12 protein-coding genes and 1 tRNA gene are annotated in these 16,158 nt (G+C 65.3%); 2 read left to right on the top strand and 11 right to left on the bottom strand.

The genetic code is table 11. The annotated features are described in order from the left end of the window. Positions 1-307 precede the first annotated feature (307 nt). On the top strand, positions 308-583 hold the full coding sequence (locus tag Q0K12_RS00995) for an HU family DNA-binding protein (RefSeq protein ID WP_296304358.1): 276 nt from the start codon (positions 308-310) through the stop codon (positions 581-583). 64 nt (positions 584-647) lie between these two features. Next, positions 648-737 (top strand) — tRNA-Ser (locus Q0K12_RS00990). A gap of 623 nt (positions 738-1,360) precedes the next feature. On the opposite strand, the gene Q0K12_RS00985 is transcribed toward Q0K12_RS00990, so the two are convergent. From Q0K12_RS00985 to Q0K12_RS00935, 11 genes are all read right to left on the bottom strand, one after another. Continuing rightward, entirely contained in the window at positions 1,361-3,451 is a 2,091-nt protein-coding gene (locus tag Q0K12_RS00985) for a methyl-accepting chemotaxis protein (protein WP_297259588.1), read from the bottom strand. Between the two features lie 500 nt (positions 3,452-3,951). Then, a complete protein-coding gene (locus Q0K12_RS00980) occupies positions 3,952-4,431 on the bottom strand; it encodes an Hcp family type VI secretion system effector (RefSeq protein ID WP_297226792.1) in 480 nt (159 codons plus the stop codon). A 236-nt stretch (positions 4,432-4,667) separates the two neighbouring features. Next, on the bottom strand, positions 4,668-6,143 hold the full coding sequence (gene tssC, locus Q0K12_RS00975; RefSeq protein ID WP_297259586.1) for a type VI secretion system contractile sheath large subunit: 1,476 nt from the start codon (positions 6,141-6,143) through the stop codon (positions 4,668-4,670). A gap of 8 nt (positions 6,144-6,151) precedes the next feature. Beyond that, positions 6,152-6,643, bottom strand: coding sequence for a type VI secretion system contractile sheath small subunit (tssB, locus tag Q0K12_RS00970; protein WP_297259585.1), 492 nt, complete (start codon positions 6,641-6,643; stop codon positions 6,152-6,154). Between the two features lie 69 nt (positions 6,644-6,712). Continuing rightward, positions 6,713-8,299: a type VI secretion system protein TssA gene (gene tssA / locus Q0K12_RS00965; protein ID WP_297259583.1), complete on the bottom strand. Its 1,587-nt coding sequence runs from the start codon at positions 8,297-8,299 to the stop codon at positions 6,713-6,715. 165 nt (positions 8,300-8,464) lie between these two features. Beyond that, entirely contained in the window at positions 8,465-8,881 is a 417-nt protein-coding gene (gene tssE, locus Q0K12_RS00960; RefSeq protein WP_297259581.1) for a type VI secretion system baseplate subunit TssE, read from the bottom strand. 162 nt (positions 8,882-9,043) lie between these two features. Beyond that, positions 9,044-9,688 carry a hypothetical protein gene (locus Q0K12_RS00955; RefSeq protein ID WP_297259579.1) on the bottom strand — a complete coding sequence of 215 codons (645 nt, stop codon included), beginning with the start codon at positions 9,686-9,688 and terminating at the stop codon, positions 9,044-9,046. Continuing rightward, positions 9,682-12,975 (bottom strand): type VI secretion protein IcmF/TssM N-terminal domain-containing protein, encoded by a 3,294-nt coding sequence (locus tag Q0K12_RS00950; RefSeq protein ID WP_297259577.1) that lies wholly within the window; start codon positions 12,973-12,975, stop codon positions 9,682-9,684. The genes Q0K12_RS00955 and Q0K12_RS00950 overlap by 7 nt, the downstream gene beginning before the upstream one ends. Before the next feature lie 150 nt (positions 12,976-13,125). Then, positions 13,126-13,920: a DotU family type IV/VI secretion system protein gene (locus Q0K12_RS00945; protein ID WP_297259575.1), complete on the bottom strand. Its 795-nt coding sequence runs from the start codon at positions 13,918-13,920 to the stop codon at positions 13,126-13,128. 24 nt (positions 13,921-13,944) lie between these two features. After that, positions 13,945-15,330 carry a type VI secretion system baseplate subunit TssK gene (gene tssK, locus Q0K12_RS00940; RefSeq protein ID WP_297259574.1) on the bottom strand — a complete coding sequence of 462 codons (1,386 nt, stop codon included), beginning with the start codon at positions 15,328-15,330 and terminating at the stop codon, positions 13,945-13,947. Beyond that, positions 15,320-15,784, bottom strand: a complete 465-nt coding sequence (locus Q0K12_RS00935) for a type VI secretion lipoprotein TssJ (RefSeq protein ID WP_297259572.1) — start codon at positions 15,782-15,784, stop codon at positions 15,320-15,322. The genes tssK and Q0K12_RS00935 overlap by 11 nt, the downstream gene beginning before the upstream one ends. Positions 15,785-16,158 lie beyond the last annotated feature (374 nt).

Below are 16,158 nucleotides of genomic sequence, written 5' to 3'. Positions count from 1 at the left end.
GGCACGAACGTGGCGCATTTTTTGATAAAAACATGCCCCAGGCATGGAACGTCAGCGGGCGGCGGCTTGCGCGGGAGCGCGTGGGCCGGTGCGGGAAGAACCGGCGGCGGCAGGCGGGCAAAAGCCGCTGCCCCGCATTTTTATATCCCATGCAAAAAAATCGCCGCTGTTACGCCTCCCTTTTCTGCGGCAAGTGCCGAATGATGCGGCGTTTTTGGGTTGACAGGCAGGGGAGGGCTTACTTACAACAACACAGTTCGACATCAAGGGGCCGTTGTCCCTAATTCCTCGTTGGAGAGTGTGTATCATGACGAAAGCTGAGCTTGTTGAAAAAGTGTATGCCAAGGCTGGGCTGCCCACCAAGGCCAAGGCCGAAGAAGCTCTGGATGCGGTCATTGCCTCGCTGCGTGAAGCTCTGGCTGCCGGCGAATCCGTGACCTTCACCGGTTTCGGCAGCTTCAAGGTGGTGGAACGCGCCGCCCGCAAGGGTCGCAATCCGCGTTCCGGTGACGAGATCACCATCCCTGCCGGCAAGGTGGCCAAGTTCACGCCCGGCAAGGGGCTGAAGGACGCCATCAAGTAAAAGTACTCGCACGCGGGCAGAAACGGCGTCCGTCTGACCGGCAGACGCCTTTTTTGTCCTTTTTGGAGGGGTGGCAGAGCGGTTTAATGCGGCGGTCTTGAAAACCGTTGAAGGTTCGCGCCTTCCGGGGGTTCAAATCCCTCCCCCTCCGCCAGACAGCACATATCCCGCAGTGATGCGCAGATGTCCGCAGGGCCTTGGGGCCACGCGGATTTTTTTGTGCCCTGTGTCCTACGGCCTGGAGAGCGACGGCTGAGACAAGAGACCGGTAGAACGTTTTGCCTGTGGAAAGGGGACATCACGAGGCGGCAACGCAGTGCCGTTCGGCCCGAACCTGGCGGGAAAACCGCGTTTTTCCGCGATACGAAGACATAGGGTTGGAAACGCACAGCGTTTCAAACAGAAATTGCTTTAGGGCCTGTGGATATAAATTTACAAATAATTTCAATAAATAAGCAAGATAGGCTGCACGCGCTCCGCTAGTCGTTGGAGGCGGGCCTCGTTTTCCCGACGCTTCCCTCGGTAAAAGCGCGCTGGGGAAGGGATGGGGGGCTTGGGGGGAAGGGGAACCCCTCTCGCGCCGGCGGAGGGGTTCCTCTTCCCCCCAAACAAGCAGCGAATAGTGTCAACAGGCCCTAAGGGGCGGGCGCGGGTGGCGGTACCGCCGCTGTCCGGCGTGCCGCAGGGCAAAAAAATGCCCGCATCCCGAAAACGTTCTTGCAGGATACGGGCTGATTGCCGCAACGCGCTTCCTGTTGCGGCACATGTCTTCACATCTTATGCGTTCTTCATCTTTTCAATGAGCGCATTGAGCTTGCGGGCTTCCTCCGCCATCGCCTGGACGGACTGGGCGGCCTGCTCCATGGCCGCGGCGTTCTGACTGGCGACCTGGTTGATGTCCGCGATGGAGCGGTTGATCTCCTCGCTGGTGGCGGACTGCTGTTCGCTGGCCGCGGCGATGGCCCGCACCTGGTCCGCGGCGCTCTCGGCCATCTGGACGATCTCCTGCAGGGCGTCGCCGGAGCGTCCGGCAAGCTCCGTGGCGGCATTGACGCCTTCCACCGAGATCTCCACCTGCCGGATGGACTTGTCCGTACTCTTCTGGATGGCGTTGATGGCGTTGCCCACTTCCGAGGTGGAGGCCATGGTCTTTTCCGCCAGCTTGCGCACTTCGTCCGCCACCACGGCGAAACCGCGCCCGGCTTCCCCGGCGCGCGCGGCCTCGATGGCGGCATTGAGCGCCAGCAGATTGGTCTGGTCGGCGATATCGGAGATGACGCTCATGATCTGGGTGATGGCCGCCGCATTCTGGCCGAGGGTGGACATGTCCTCCTTGAGGGTCAGGGACATGTCGCGCAGCGACGCGATGCTGCGGACGACATCACTGACGATGTGAGCGCCTTCTTCCGCCTTGTGGCGCATGTTTTCCGACGCCTCGGCGGCACTGCCCGCATTGCGGGCCACTTCCAGCACCGTGGCGTTCATCTCGTTCATGGCCGTGGCCGTTTCCGAGGCCCGATCCGCCTGATGGTGAGCGCCGGACGCGGACTGGGCCACCTGCTGCGAAAGCTCATTTGCCGCCGTATTGATGACGCTGGTGGAGGCTTCCAGATGCTGGGCGGCCTCGGTCATGCCTTCCCGTCGGGCATTCTCGGCCTTGATGCGCGCTTCTTCCGCCTTCCGGGTAGCTTCTTCAGCCAGAGCGGTATGGCGCTGGGCCTCCTCCGTCTTCTGCTTGGCTTCGCCGATAAAGCTGCTCAGGGAGCGGATCATGCTGTCGATGCTGTCATGCAGATGCGAGAGTTCGCCGAAAAAGTGGCAGCCTTCCGCGCGGGCTTCCAGATTCCCTCCGGCCACTTCCCCGGCAGTGCGCACCAGCGCATTGAGCGGGCGCACGATGGAACGGACGATGAGCAGGGCCGCCCCCAGCACGAAAAGGGCGATGACGGCGGCGATGATGGCCACATGCCGCATGGCCGTATTGCTGCGTTCGTTGATCTCCTGCACCGATTGCAGGGCGACGGCCTTCCAGCCGGACTTGGTGGTGAGGATGTTGGCCATGTAGGATTGACCCCCGGCTTCCAGATCCACGACGCCGCTTGGGGTCCGCATGATGGCCTCAAGGGCCGGCGTGCTGATGTCCTTGCCGATGACCTTGCCGACCAGCTCTTCTTCCAGAGGATTGCAGATGATGCGGCCGGAGTCCTCGATGATGAGGAAAAATCCCGTCTTGCCGAAGTTCATTTCCGCCACCCGGCGCGAGAGCTCCGCAAGGGCGATGTCGATGCCGACCACGCCGGTGAGGCGGCCTTGCGCATCCAGCAGCTTGTGGGTGACGGCGACCACCATTTCGCCGGTGACGGAAAAATACGCCGGGGCAAGGCCGGAGGTTTCCGGCGACGCCGCGCGGCGGCGATACCATTCCTTGGTGCTGAGATCATGGTGGGCGGGGATCTTCATGTCGTCGCAGCTGCTGGCGTAGCTGCCGTCGGCGTAGCCCACATAGATCTCAAGATAATCGGGGTTGGCGCGACCCACGCGCAGCAGCGTTTCGGTAAGGGCCTTCGCTTCGGGGGAAAGCTCGCTCTGGCGGTAGCGGCTTTCCCGGGGATTGTCCACAAAGCGCGGGAAGATGTCCTGCGCTTCGGCCAGGCCCGGCAGTTCGGCCACCATCTGGGCATTGTGGCGCGCCGCATTGACGAAGCTCATGATGTTCTCATCCATGAGGCGCAGCTGCTGGCCGGATGCGGTGATGAAATAGCCGCGCGCATCCGCGCGCATCTGCCAGCCGGCATAGCCGATGAGGCAGGCGGCAACGATGGCGATACTGCACAGAAAACCAAGCGTGATACGAAGTTTGATGGTCATGCTGCTCCATTCCCTAAAGATATATGGGTTTTTCGCTGAATTTTATGGCAGGATCAGCTTTTCGGCAGGGCTGATGCAGGGGCGTTATCGGCTTTCGGAAAATAATCTTTAGGTAAAAGAGGCGGGCGAAACTGCCGCCGAAGGACGGCAGGACGGGAAGCGGGGCCTTTGGGCGGGAAAAGGTGGCCCGTGGCGGTAAAAAAGGTGGTCGTGCGGGAGGCCTGGCGCGTTTCAGGCAAGGGACGGCGGCGTACGCGATGCGGCCCGGCGAGCGCTGGGCATCGCCGGGCCGCAAGGTTTGGCGCGTCTGGGGACGTTGGGAGCGTCAGGGGCGGTTGTGCCGGCCTGCGCCCGTCAGGCTAGAGCATTTTCAGTTTGAAACGCTTCGCATTTCAATACGGCCTGTCGTTTCGCGGAAAAAACGCGGTTTTCCCGCTCACGCCGGGCCGGGCGGCGGTGTGACGCCGCCTCGCGTTTTACTTTTTCAAAGCTAAAACGCTCTATTTCTTCCAGTCGTCCACGTATTCGATGTTGCCGTCGTTGTAGGTCCAGGTGATCTTGGAATAGGTGAAGGAGACGCTCTCCATGTCGTGATAGGGCTTGTTTTCCGCCAGGAAGGTCAGGGGAGTTTCCTTCTTCATGCTCACCACGATGGCTTCTTCCATCTTGATGGTAAAGTACTTCTCTTCCGTACCGTCGGCGGCGATGCGGTAATGGTCGATGGTGACCGTGCACTGCTCGCCCGTGCAGCAGGCCTTGTACAGTTTGGGGCTTGCCTGATCCAGATGCTTGGTGATGGTCAGCGGATGATGGATGCGCTGGCCCGTCGGCAGGCCGGTATGCGTATCCTTGGGGATCTCCACCAGATGCTCGACAGCATAGACCAGGATCTTGTCCTTCTTGTCGCCGCCCTGCTGGCAGTCGCCCTTGATCTCGCCCTGAGACTTGCCTTCCACCTTCATGTATGCCGTCAGTGCCATATGCCTTACCTCGTTGTTTGGAAGCGCGAGAAGCGCCTCGGTGCATGTTGCCGCATGCGTTCGTCAGGCGGGCCTGAGCGTCGCCGCATGCGCGGGTATCCATTCTGAAGCATTTCAGTTTGAAACGCTTTGCGGGCCTGTCGTTTCGCGGAAAAAACGTGGTCTTCCCGCTCACGCCGGGCCGGGCGGTCTGTGCCGCCGCCTCGCGCTTTGCCTTTTTTCAAGGGCGAAGCGCTCTAGTTTTTATCCAGCTTGCCCACCAGCGAGAGGGTGAAGCTCGCGCCCATGTACTTGAAGTGCGGGCGGGCCATGATCCCCACGGTGTACCAGCCGGGTTCGCCCTCCACGTCGTTGACCGTGATCTGCGCCATGCGGAGCGGGCGCTTGCTGCGGGTGACGGGATCGGGGTCGTCCATCTCCGTCACATATTGGCTGATCCAGGTGTTCAGCTCCCGTTCAAGGTCGTTGCGCTCCTTCCAGGTGCCGATGTTCTCACGCTGTATGACCTTGATGTAGTGGGCCAGACGATTCATGATCATCATATACGGCAGCTGGGTGGACAGCCGGTAATTGAGCTCGGCCGCCTTGCCCTCGGCCGTATTGGCGAAGACCTTGCTCTTCTGGCAGGAATTGGCGGAGAAGAACGCGGCGTTGTCCGCTCCCTTGCGCATGCTCAGGGCAATGAAGCCTTCCTCCGCCAGCTCGAATTCCCGGCGTTCGGAAATGAGCACCTCGGTGGGGATCTTGGTCTGCACCTGTCCCATGGACTCGAAGGTGTAGACGGGCAGGTTTTCCACCGCGCCGCCGCCCTGCGGGCCGATGATGTTGGCGCACCAGCGGTATTGCGCGAAGCTGTCGCTCAGGCGGCCGGCAAAGGCGAAGGCCGTGTTGCCCCAGCAGAAATCTTCGTTGCTTGAGGCCTCTTCCTCGAAGACGAAGCTCTTGGCCGGGACCGTATTGGAGCCGTAGGGTACCCGCAGCAGGAAGCGAGGCAGGGTGAGCCCGATATAGCGGGCATTTTCGGATTCCCGGAAGGAGCGCCACTTGGTGTACTGGGGCATTTCAAAGATGGATTTGAGATCCTTGAGGTTGGGCAGCTCGTCCCAGGAGTCGATGCCGAAGAATTCCTGCCCCGCCGCTCCCACAAAGGGCGCATGCGACATGGCGGCGACCGAGGCAAGATGCTGGAGCAGTTCCATGTCCTGCGGCCCGGGGCCGAATTCGTAATTGCCGATGACGGCCCCTACGGGCTGGCCGCCGAACTGGCCGTATTCCGCCGTATAGATATGTTTGTAGAGGCCGGAGCTCATGATTTCCGGCGCATCCTGGAAGTCCGTCAGCAGATCATCCTTGCTGACGCTGATGAATTCTATCTTGATGTTCTGGCGGAAATCCGTGTTGTCCACCAGATACTTGAGGCCGCGCCATGCCCGTTCCAGCTTCTGGAACTGTTCGTTGTGCATGATGGCGTTGACCTGCGCGCTCAGGCGCTGGTCCAGGCTGGCCAGCAGGCTGTCGACCAGCGCGGGGGAGACCTTGGTCTCTCCGGCGGGTTGCGCCACAAGTTCCTTGAGAAAGGCTTGCAGCCCGTCCCGAGTGGCGGCAAAGCCGTCGTCGCCGGGCTTCAGGCGCGTCGCCTCGACGATCTCGTCAAGCAGGCTGGCGGCGGGCGTAGCGGTCGAGGCGGCAGGGGCGTTTTCGGTCTGGCTCATGGAGATTCCTATTTTTCGTCGAGGTTGAGTTCGCTGAGCAGGGCTGCGCGGGCCTTTTCATCGGAGACCATCTCCTGCACCTTGCGCCGGAATTCGGGGACGTTGGCCAGCGGCCCCTTGAGCGCCTTGAGGGATTCGCGCAGCTCCAGCAGCCGGGCAAGCTCCGGCACCTGCCGGACGATGGCGTCCGGGGTGAAGTCGTTGATATTCTCGAAACGCAGCGTGACGGCCAGTTGCGCTTCAGGATCATCCTCGACCAGCTTGTTGGGCACGGAGACGGTCATGCCGAGCCCCTGTCCCTTCATGACGTCATTGAAGTTGTTTTTATCCACGGAGATGGGGTCGCGGTCTTCCACCGACCTGTCGTCTTCCCGCTGGGTGAAGTCGCCGAGCACCATCAGCTTGAGCGGCAGTTCCACCTCTTCCCTGGCGTCGCCGGTGGCAGGGCGGTAGACGATATTGACGCGCTCCTTGGGAGCGACGGAGCCTTCCTTACTCATAGAACCTCCTTATGTTACGGACGGCCGCCCGGAGTGCGCTGCTCAGGAGGCCGGAAAATCGTCTGCCGGTCACAGATAGGGAGAGCAGGAGGGGCGCAGGCGGCAGATGGCCGCCGCCGTCGCCGTGGCCCGTTGCCGGGCTTCCGGCGTTTCCAGCTGCGCCCAGACGGCGTGACAGACGCGCAGGGCATCCAGGCAGGCGTCACGCTGCCAGTCGTCCAGCCTGTGCCGGGTGATGCTTTCTTCCAGTTCTTCGGCCAGCGGCGCGGCAGCCTGCGCATGCCCGCCGGCAAGCAGCAGGCGCGCCTGCTCGATGCGCGGGAAAAAGGCCTGGGCCGAGGCGGCGCCGTGCCGGCGGCGAAGCTCTTCGAGCATGTCCAGCGCCGCGGGCAGGTCGCCATTGGCGGCGGCGGCGCGGGCCTGCCGCAGGGTCTCTTCCGCCGCATCCGTTGCCGGCGACGGCGCAGCCCCTTCTGCCGCGGCTTCCGTTTCGTTCAGCCACTGCCGGGTCTCCGCGTCGGCAAACGGGCGGCCGTCGGTAAAGGCCAGCTGCGCCACTCCCGGGAGGCGGCGCGTCAGCTCCCGGCATTCACTCCGCACGCGGGCGGCGTCGAGAGGGCGTCCGCAGGCCGTCAGAGCCTGGAAAAGCAGGCGTTGGGCGTCAAGGCAGAAGGGACAGGCCGGCAGCAGCCGGGCAAGAGCGGCGGCGGATTCGGCGGCACGCCCGGAGGACAGCAGCCTGCGGCAGGAATCCAGATCCTCTTCCGGCGGGGCGGGCAGGGCCGTTATGCCGTCGCTGGCGGGCGGGAGCCTGTCGATGCGTCCCCAGAGCGCGGCATACAGGGCGCTCCAGGCAACGAACGATTCCGGCAGGCCGCCGGCAAAGGCCAGGGCCGCGTAGGCCCGCGCCGCGGCGAGCATACTGGCCAGCGCTTCCTGGGCATCGGCCGGCGGCGCCGGTGCGGCGGCCGGCGGCTGCGGCTCCGTGGCGAGCATCGGTTTTTCCGCCGTCTTCACGGGGGCGGCTGGCGGCGCGGCGGCCTCTTCCGGGGTGGGGGCCTCTGGTGTGGCGGCTTCAGCAGCTTCCCGTGCGGTCGCTTCCCGCGCGGGGGGCTGGGCCGGCGCTTCCGCTTCAAGAGCCTGGACGCGTTCCTTCAGATCGCGCAGGGGCGGCAGATCCGGCAGGCAGACGCCCAGCCGGCCGTCAAGCTCGTCCAGCGAAGCCAGCAGCTCGTCCCGCAGAGCGGCGGGGATGGGCGAAGGCGCGGCGGACAGCCATTGCGCCATGCGCTCGTGCCACCAGGTGAACATATTGGCGCGCGCCCGCAGGCGCTTGAGGGGCGGGAAGCAGGTATCCCACCAGCAGGCGAGCAGGTCCGCCAGGATGCGGACGCCGTCGGCCAGACCTTCCATGCCTCGGGTGTGGGCGAGCCCCATGCAGAGATAGACGGCGGCCGGGATGTCCTTGGCCTGCTTTTCCAGAACCGCGGCCGCGCTGGTGACGACCGTCTCCCAGTCCACGGCGGCGGCTCCCTGCAGGGAACTCAGCTTGCCGGTCTCTTCCAGCAGGCGTTCGTATTCCGGGCTTTGACGCGCCTCGGCTCCGGCGGGGAGGGCGTCGCTGACGGGCGTTTTCCCGAGTTCTCGAAATTGCATAGACATCCTGCATGGTTCTCAGCATGACAGACGCATCAGGTTGTACGTCGTGTCTGCAGCGTAAAGGATATTTCAGATTTCTACAAAAGAGTATCCATAACTGAGGGCCTTGGCAACCGCATTGTGGGCCCTCCGGCCTGCGGCAGGGAAGGCGCGCTCCCCTCTTCAGGTGGAGATGACCACATGGCCCGAGGGTTCCACAAAGGTCGTCCAGTGGATATGCAACGTTTTATTGTCCAGCACCAGTTCGGCGTCCAGCAGAAAGGTCAGCTGCAGGGGCTGCTCGGGATCCGGCGCATACCGCAGGTGGACCTGCCTGAGCCGCGGCTCGCAGTGGGCGATGAAGGCCGAGAGCTCTTTCTCGATGCGCGGCAGCTCCGCTGTGGTGAAGGTCGCGCCGAGGGCGCTGAAATCCGGCATGCCGAAGTTCTGGTCAAGCACGGTATTGCCCTGCCGCGTGTTGAGGATGCGCGACAGATGATTGGTGACGGACTGGACGATGTCTTCCGTCTCCACGGCATTGCGCTCCTCGCCCTGCGTATGGGCATGCCGCAGGCGCTCCAGAAAGCGCAGCCGGCTCATGCCCGCCCGCTCCCCCCGCAGGTTCGCGGGGCGTTGCCGCATGATGATGGATAAGCGGAGCCTCGTAACATGTTCTCTGCCTCCTGCCGCGTCCGTTCGAAAGCGGCAATGCGCCGGGCTGCGGCCTTCCTCCCGGCAGGCCGCCTGCGGTTTCGCCCCTCCCTAGTGGGTAAGGGGATGGAAAATGATGCGCACATCCTTGTCGGAATAGCTCACGTCGGCGGCAAGGGGCGTCGCATCGCGGCCGACGGCGCTTATGCGCAGCCAGCCCGGATGGGAGGCGATCTGCAGGCGCTTGACGCATCCGCTTTGCGGGCGGGAATCCACCGTGATCTGCGAGGCCCACTGTCCGTGCAGGTCGACGCTGCGCGACGGCACATTGGCCGGAGTGATGGTCGTATGTTCGCCGAGCGTGCCCTCATAGCCAAAGAGCAGCAGCAGGGAGCCGTCCTTGCGCACTTCGATGCGCGGAGGGAGCAGTCTCCCTTTGCCCGGCCGCTTGCCGCGGGGCAGATCGCGCCAGGCGGAAGGCTCGGCGGCCACGGCCGGCAGGACAGCCGGTTCCGGGACGGGGTCGGGTTCCGGCGTGGGCGCGGGCGCAGGTTCTGGTGCGGGCGCGGGTGCGGCAGGGGCCGAGGGCGGCATGACCGGCATCCCGCCGCTGTTCCCGGTGAACAGGAGAGCCAGCAGATTGCCTGTGGAAGCGCCGCCCCCCAGGGCGGCCACCGCCATGACGCCGACGGCGATCAGCCAGGCGGCGAGCATGATGCGGCAAAGGAGGCGCTGGGCATTGGCGGACGTTACCATGTATAGACGATCCTTTCCGGCAGCGTGGACGGAGCGTTTTCCCGGGCTTCGAGCAAGGCCGCGGCATTGTCCGGCAGCAGGCGCACCGTCATGCTCCTTGCGGAGATGGCGTTCAGCTTTTCCGCGGCATCGGGGAAGTCCTCAGGGGTGAAGGTGCGCTCGCCGTACTGGAAATCCCGCAGGAAGGCGATGAAGTCGGGATATTCGTACCGCAGTTCCAGAGCGGGGAAACGCAGGGTGATGCCGGCCGTGGAGCACGCCCCTTCCACATAGTGAATGCGCCCCGAGCGCGGGTAGTTGTTGTTGATCAGCCGCTGCGTCCCCTCGTTGCACCGGAGGGAGAACTCCGTACTGTCGGGGCGCTGGGTCGCGTCCCGGTTGAGTATGGTCGGCTGCGAGCGCAGCAGCACGTCGTACGACTCGCGCGGAGGCGTGACCGCCACGGCTTCGGCGCGCGACATGGCCCCGAGGAAGTCCGAGGTGAAGGGGAAGGGCGTCCCGTCCCAGAAGGCGGCCGCCGGCGCGGCGTCCTGCCGCCGGATCAGCGGGGTGAGGACGCTGCCCAGGAACTTCGTGACCACCCCGTCCTTGCCGTACAGGGCCTCAAGGTCGTGGCCTTCATACAGGGCGACCGGACTGCTCAGCACCTCGTTCTCCCACTTGTGCTGCACGGCGGCCGCCGCCTGGACGGTGATCCCCTGCCGCAGGCAGTCCAGCATGTCCGTCAGCAGCAGGCGGCCTGCGCCATGCGGGGCGGACAGCGGCTGCACCACCCCCTTCATGGCTTTTTGCGCCGCCGTGTAGGGACTGTCCGCCGGGATGTCCCGGGGATTGGCAAAGTGCTTCTGCGCCAGGCCCAGGGCGCGGCTCTGGCTGCCCATGATGCGCAGCAGTTCGCCGCACTGGGCAAGGTAGCCCCGCAGGGCGATGGCGGCCTGCAGCGACTGCCGCAGATGCTCCAGATCCCGCGTGATCTCGCGCAGGGAGGCCAGCAGTTCCGGCGATTCGAGGGAGAGGGAGAGGATGCTCCGCCAGACCGGCATCTTGCCGCTCTGGGGATCCGTCAGGGCGATATCGCACAAGACCTGCAGAAGCAGCGCATCCTGTATCCAGGGCGAGAGGGCCGTGCCGTTCTCCTTCGCGTAGCGGGCGGGCGGCAGGAGCTCGCTGCCCATGCGGCGGAGCAGACGCACATGCGGCAGGGCGGCGATGTCGCCGCCGGCCCCCAGAGCGGCAAAGACTTCGCTTTGCTGCAGGTTGCTCCAGCCCTGGGCAAAGGCCTCGGCGAATTCCCGCCAGGCGCGTTCATAGCGGCGCAGGTACTCATGCCGGAAGGCGTTGAGGTTCTGACGCATGGAGTCATTGCCGCCGCTGATGGTCAGGATGTCGGACAGCGCGTCGTCCATCACCTCATAGCCCCGGGCCGTGTAAGCCGGAGGCACGCACACGTCCTTTTCATTGCCCGGCGCGACCTCCTCCCAGAACTGGGAGAGGCAGATGCGGGCGGCGGGCAGATTGGCATTGAGGCTTTGTTCCACATCGTCCAGCAGGGAGACCTCATTGCGCGCGACGGCCAGTTCCAGCAGGGAGCGCAGCCCCGCGGCCAGCGCCCGCTGCATCTCATTGTCCGGCATCCAGTCCAGCGCGAAAAGATAGAGCTGCGCGGAGATCATGTTCCAGTCTTCCTGCTCCCCGACCAGCGGGAAGACCTCCATGCTTGCGGATTCCTTGATGCTGCCCGTGCGCATCTTTTCGGAAACGACGTCGCACAGCCAGCTTATCTGCAGGATCGTATCGTGATACCGGGCCCTGTTCTGCGGGGTGACAGGCTGTACGAGGCCGGCATGCAGCCGGTTGCGCAGGGGCGCCATGATCCCCGCATACGTTTGCTCCACGAAATGCTTCTTGCTCCGGCGCTCGGCGTGTTCCAGCATGTCCAGTCCGAACGTCGGCAGCAGCCAGCTCTTGCGGGCGTTCTCCAGCTGCAGCGCGTAGAGCATCTCCGCGTAGAGCGTCCGTATCTTGGGATCGCTGGAGATGCTTTCGGTGGACGGCGGAGGCAGGGTGAGCACATTTCGCTGATAGATGGTATTGGCCATGAGCAGGGCGCAGGCGAAAAGCGTGACCAGCAGCCAGGCGCCGAACAGCCACAGGCGCGTGGAGGCAAAGAAGGGGAGGCCCCCGCTGAGCGGGCGGGAAAAGCCCTGCGCGGGCAGGAGACCGGCAAAGTATTCCGAGACGAAGGGCGGCGTCCCGCCGCGTTCGGGCAGGGGCGCGCCAAAGCAGAAGTGCAGGCCGCGCAGCGGGCTGAAGGCCTGATGGGCGACGGGCGCGCACAGCGGGGCCAGCAGGCGGGAGAGCCGGGGGCCGAGTTCCCGGAGGCCGTGCAGGGCGTACAGGGCGTCGCCCTGCGGAGCCATGCCGTCCCTGGCCTGCCGCTGGAGGCCGCCTTCCAGCAGGCGGGCCGCGCGTTCGGCCGCCCGGGGCAGCTCCTCTTCGGGCTGTTCCAGCACAAGCCCGAGGGGCTGCTCCGGCACGCCGTCCGGCAGCAGGCGCACCAGGGCATCCATGCCCGGCAGGGCGTCCAGATCGCGCACCAGCACGAAAACAGGGCAGGACCGCCGCCGGCAGAGCAGGAACTGCTGCACGGCATTGGCCATGGCCATGCCGCGTGCGGGCAGGCCATCCTCATCCGCCGCCTGCAGGCGGCGGGCCGAGACCGTCAGGACGATACCCTGGAAGGGATAGCCCCCGCGTTGTCCGGCGGCCAGTTCGAGCAGGGAGGCCCAGTCCTGGCTGTCGCCTTCCGGGGCGGCGCATTCCAGCACGACGGAAGAACGCAAAAAGTGCCAGCGCAGCGGGGCGTTCTCTTCGGCGGGAACGGTCTTGCCCGTTCCCTGGAGCAGGGACGGCCCGCCATCGCAGGAAAGGGTCAGGAACCACGGCTGGCTGTAGCGCAGGGTCTGCCGGAAACGTGCGGGCGAGGTCACCATGATGTTCATGCCTTGCCGCCAGGCGTCGGCCAGGCCGCCCGCCGCCGGCAGGGTGAGGTTCGTGCTCGCCTGCTCGCTCAGCACCTTGCGGATGAAGAGCTTTTTGTTGTTCCAGCGCAGGAGGAAGCGCACCGCCACCAGCAGGGCGATCCCGGCCAGCAGGCCGAGCAGGATGACGGCGCCGGTGGCCAGCGGCCAGCGCATCCACCATGCCAGCACCGTCAGCACGCCCAGCACCAGGACCAGCAGCACGGTCCAGAGCAATATTTTCAGTATCTTGCCCAATGTTCGCATTCGTATCTGTCCTTGCGCGTCAGCCGCTCCCGACCAGACGGCCCGCCGTCTCCCGTCTCCGGGCTGCCGGGGGCGTCTCCGCGACGGGCCGCGCACGCTGTATCCGTATGACGGCGGGGATCGCTCCGGCCGCCTTCGACTGTGGGAGGCTCAGAAGCGCGGCAGCGGGATATTGGCCAGCTCCGCGGCGCATAAGGCCCCGAAAAGCAGGACGACCAGAGGCGGGACGAGCACAAAGGCGGCCTTTTCCAGCACCTCGGCCACACGGGACTCCCCGGCGCGGGCCGGGCCGGACGGCTGGGCCGTGGCCTCGCCGCCGTGCCGCAGCAGCAGATAGGCCGCCTTGCGGTAGCGGGTCAGCGCCTCCGGGAAATCATGCAGCATTCCCTTGAAGCCGTAAAGCAGGCAGAGCGCATACACCCGTATGGTCGCCAGCGTGAGTTCATCCCCGCCGTGCAGCAGGACGGCCTCCAGGTTCTGCGGGCCGTTGTCCGCCGGCCCATCCGCCGCCTCGGGGGCGGCATCGTCCACGAACGGGACCGCGCTACCGGCAAGGGTCCTGAGCCGGGCAAAAAAATCCCGTCCGGCATCCGTGGTGTCGAAGTAATGATACTGCAGGCTGTAGCCGAGCCAGTCCGTGGCGTCGAGGCGGGAGCTTTGCAGTATCTGTTCGTCGACCCAGGCGTAGACGGCAAAGCGGGCATTCTCGCAGGCGAGCCGCAGGCGCTGGGCGGCATCGCCGGGGGAGGAGGTCTCCTCCGTCAGCGGCAGTCCGGCAATGGCGGCGGAAACGTCCGGTTCCGGCAGGGGCAGGGCGCGTTCCTCATCGGCCAGCAGCTTCAGGCGTTCGTGCACTTCGGCAAGGGGCAGCTCCAGCCCGGCGGGCGTGCTGCCGCAGTGCAGGGCTTCGGCCATGAGACGGGAAAAACGGGGAATGAGATCCATGTGGTCCATCCGGGGCACGCGGCCTTAACGCTGGATGACGGCCAGCACTACGGCGAGATCGTCAGGAGGGGAGGGGAACGTCAGCGCAAGATTGCCCTGCTGCATGATCTTGCGCCACAGCGGGTCATTCTGATCGATGGTGAAATAGAGGGTGTCGGTGCGCTGGGGAAGGCCGGCGGGAGGCTGGGCGGAGGCACGCAGACGGACGCCGGGCAGGGCCTGGGCGACGATGCCGTCGATGCTTTCCGTGGGCGCCAGTTTGGCGAGGCGTTCCAGGCGTTCGGCAAGCCCTTCGGGCCGTGCGCTGCGCACCAGCAGCCAGTAGCTGTAGGTCCCTGTGCGGGCCGTCTGCGGCAGGACGACCCCCAGCCGGTCGGGGCGTCCCTGCGCTTCCAGAGGGAAGGTGAAGGCCGGGCCGATGACGAAGGTATCCACGAGGCGGGCGATGATGCCGCAGGCGGCACGGAAGCAGGCCTGCAGATCCTCGTGATCGTAGGGCGGCAGGGCGCGGATCCCCTGCGGCGTCTCCCCCAGGGCCGACAGCGTGGCGGAAAAGACGGATAGCTCTCCCACCAGGCGGCAGAGCGCCCGGTAGACGGGCCACGGATGGATGGAGGGCGCGTCCAGGAACTGTTCCAGCTCGGGGACGTTGCGGCTGAGGATGCCCAGCACGCTGAAGAGCGTGATGCCGTGCAGGGACGATACGCCGGAAACGCCCGCGTCCCCGGCGATGATCTTGTATTCTTCCAGCTGGCGGCTGCGGGAGAGCAGGGTGTCCCGCACGTCATGCAGCAGATGGCGCAATTCGGCGGCGGCGTTGATGTCCACGCAGGGCGGGGTGAAGGACGTGTCCAGGCGGATGCGGTCGCCGTCCCGCAGCAGCCGCGCCAGCGGGAAGCGCGGCAGGTCGGGGCAGTCGTCCGGGCCGAAGCAGAGCCGCAGGTTGAAGCGGACGGCGGCAACGTCGGCCTCCGGGCCGTCGCCCATGAGGTCGGGGATGATCTGCGGCGTCAGCGGCGCGGTGTAGCGGTAGCTCTCCGGCGCTTCGGACGGATCGTCCGTGCGCAGAACGTTGTTGCCCTGCTCGCGGAATTCGGCCAGGGCCAGCGAGACGGTCAGCGGCTCTTCCGGCGTCGTCCAGGAGGACAGGAAGGCGCGCGGCGGCAGGCTGGCGTTGTCCGGCAGCATGGCCCATTCCCCGGAGCGCAGCAGCAGCTCCATGTGGGTGACCTCGAAAATGCCGTTGTTGAGCGCGTCCTCGTTGAGGCGCAAGCGCCGTACGCCCCAGAGATGGGGATTCAGCAGGGAGGCCATGCGCGTGAGCGCCGCCAACTGCTGCCGGTGGGCCAGCTGGAAGTGCTGCGGCTGGAGGAAAAGTCCGTGTTCCCAGAAAAGCGGGCTATCGTACACGTTCGGCTCCTGTGATGCTGAGGGAGGATTCTCCCAGACGGATCAGCACCTGCACGGGGGCGGCGGTGTAGACGGGAGAACGAAAGATGAGGCCCTTGCTCTCCGTATGCACGGGAAAGGGCAGGACGGCGGCGCACTGATCCGGGCGAAGGTGGGTATAGCCTGCCACCACGCCGAGATAGCGGGCATGCTCGGCCCGGTCCATGACCACGTCCTGCGTCGCGCCGGGCTGGAGCTGGAAGAGACGGGCGCTCTGGGCCTGTGCCGCATCGGGCCGGCACTGCAGCAGCTCGTCCAGGCCCTCGGCGCTGGCGGCCTTGTTCGAGAACTGGTCATATTCCTTGAGCTGATAGAGACAGAGGGTCAGCCCGAGGGCGGTGTCGTTGTCGCGGTTGAGCTCGGGGGAGGCTTCCAGACGGCAACGCAGGCCGCCGGGTTCCAGTCCCCAGACCACACCGCTGGGGGTTTCCGCCGGTGCGGGCGCGGGGGGCTGGGGAGACGGCGACTCGCCGCCGCAGGCCCCAAGCGGGAGCAGACAAAGGAGAAGCAGCAGGCAAAGGCAGAGCGGGGGACGGCAGGGCCGTTGTCCGCGAAAGGCTCGAGCAGGGGCCGGGGACACTGTTTGCTGTTTGTTTGGGGGAAAGGGGACCCCCTCCGCCGGCGCGGGAGCGGGAGCTCCTTTTCCCCAAGCTCCCCATCCCCTCCCCAGCGCGTTTTTACCGGGGGAAGAGTCGGGAGCATGCGGCAAGCCCTCACCAAAAGGCAAGAGAGGTATGTGCAGATTGCTTTGTTTAGCCATTGAAATTATTTGTAAAATTTGTGCCGACA

Origin of the sequence: uncultured Desulfovibrio sp., assembly GCF_944324525.1 — a bacterium.
GTDB lineage: Bacteria > Desulfobacterota > Desulfovibrionia > Desulfovibrionales > Desulfovibrionaceae > Desulfovibrio.
The sequence above is the reverse complement of the archived record's forward strand: the minus strand, read 5'-3'. Positions and strand labels throughout refer to the sequence as shown.

Excerpts from the sequence above, each read along its gene's own strand:
- Q0K12_RS00995 (WP_296304358.1), top strand. The coding sequence starts at position 308 with ATGACGAAAGCTGAGCTTGTTGAAAAAGTGTATGCCAAGGCTGGGCTG.
- Q0K12_RS00985 (WP_297259588.1), bottom strand. The coding sequence starts at position 3,451 with ATGACCATCAAACTTCGTATCACGCTTGGTTTTCTGTGCAGTATCGCC.
- Q0K12_RS00980 (WP_297226792.1), bottom strand. The coding sequence starts at position 4,431 with ATGGCACTGACGGCATACATGAAGGTGGAAGGCAAGTCTCAGGGCGAG.
- tssC (WP_297259586.1), bottom strand. The coding sequence starts at position 6,143 with ATGAGCCAGACCGAAAACGCCCCTGCCGCCTCGACCGCTACGCCCGCC.
- tssB (WP_297259585.1), bottom strand. The coding sequence starts at position 6,643 with ATGAGTAAGGAAGGCTCCGTCGCTCCCAAGGAGCGCGTCAATATCGTC.
- tssA (WP_297259583.1), bottom strand. The coding sequence starts at position 8,299 with ATGCAATTTCGAGAACTCGGGAAAACGCCCGTCAGCGACGCCCTCCCC.
- tssE (WP_297259581.1), bottom strand. The coding sequence starts at position 8,881 with ATGAGCCGGCTGCGCTTTCTGGAGCGCCTGCGGCATGCCCATACGCAG.
- Q0K12_RS00955 (WP_297259579.1), bottom strand. The coding sequence starts at position 9,688 with ATGGTAACGTCCGCCAATGCCCAGCGCCTCCTTTGCCGCATCATGCTC.
- Q0K12_RS00950 (WP_297259577.1), bottom strand. The coding sequence starts at position 12,975 with ATGCGAACATTGGGCAAGATACTGAAAATATTGCTCTGGACCGTGCTG.
- Q0K12_RS00945 (WP_297259575.1), bottom strand. The coding sequence starts at position 13,920 with ATGGATCTCATTCCCCGTTTTTCCCGTCTCATGGCCGAAGCCCTGCAC.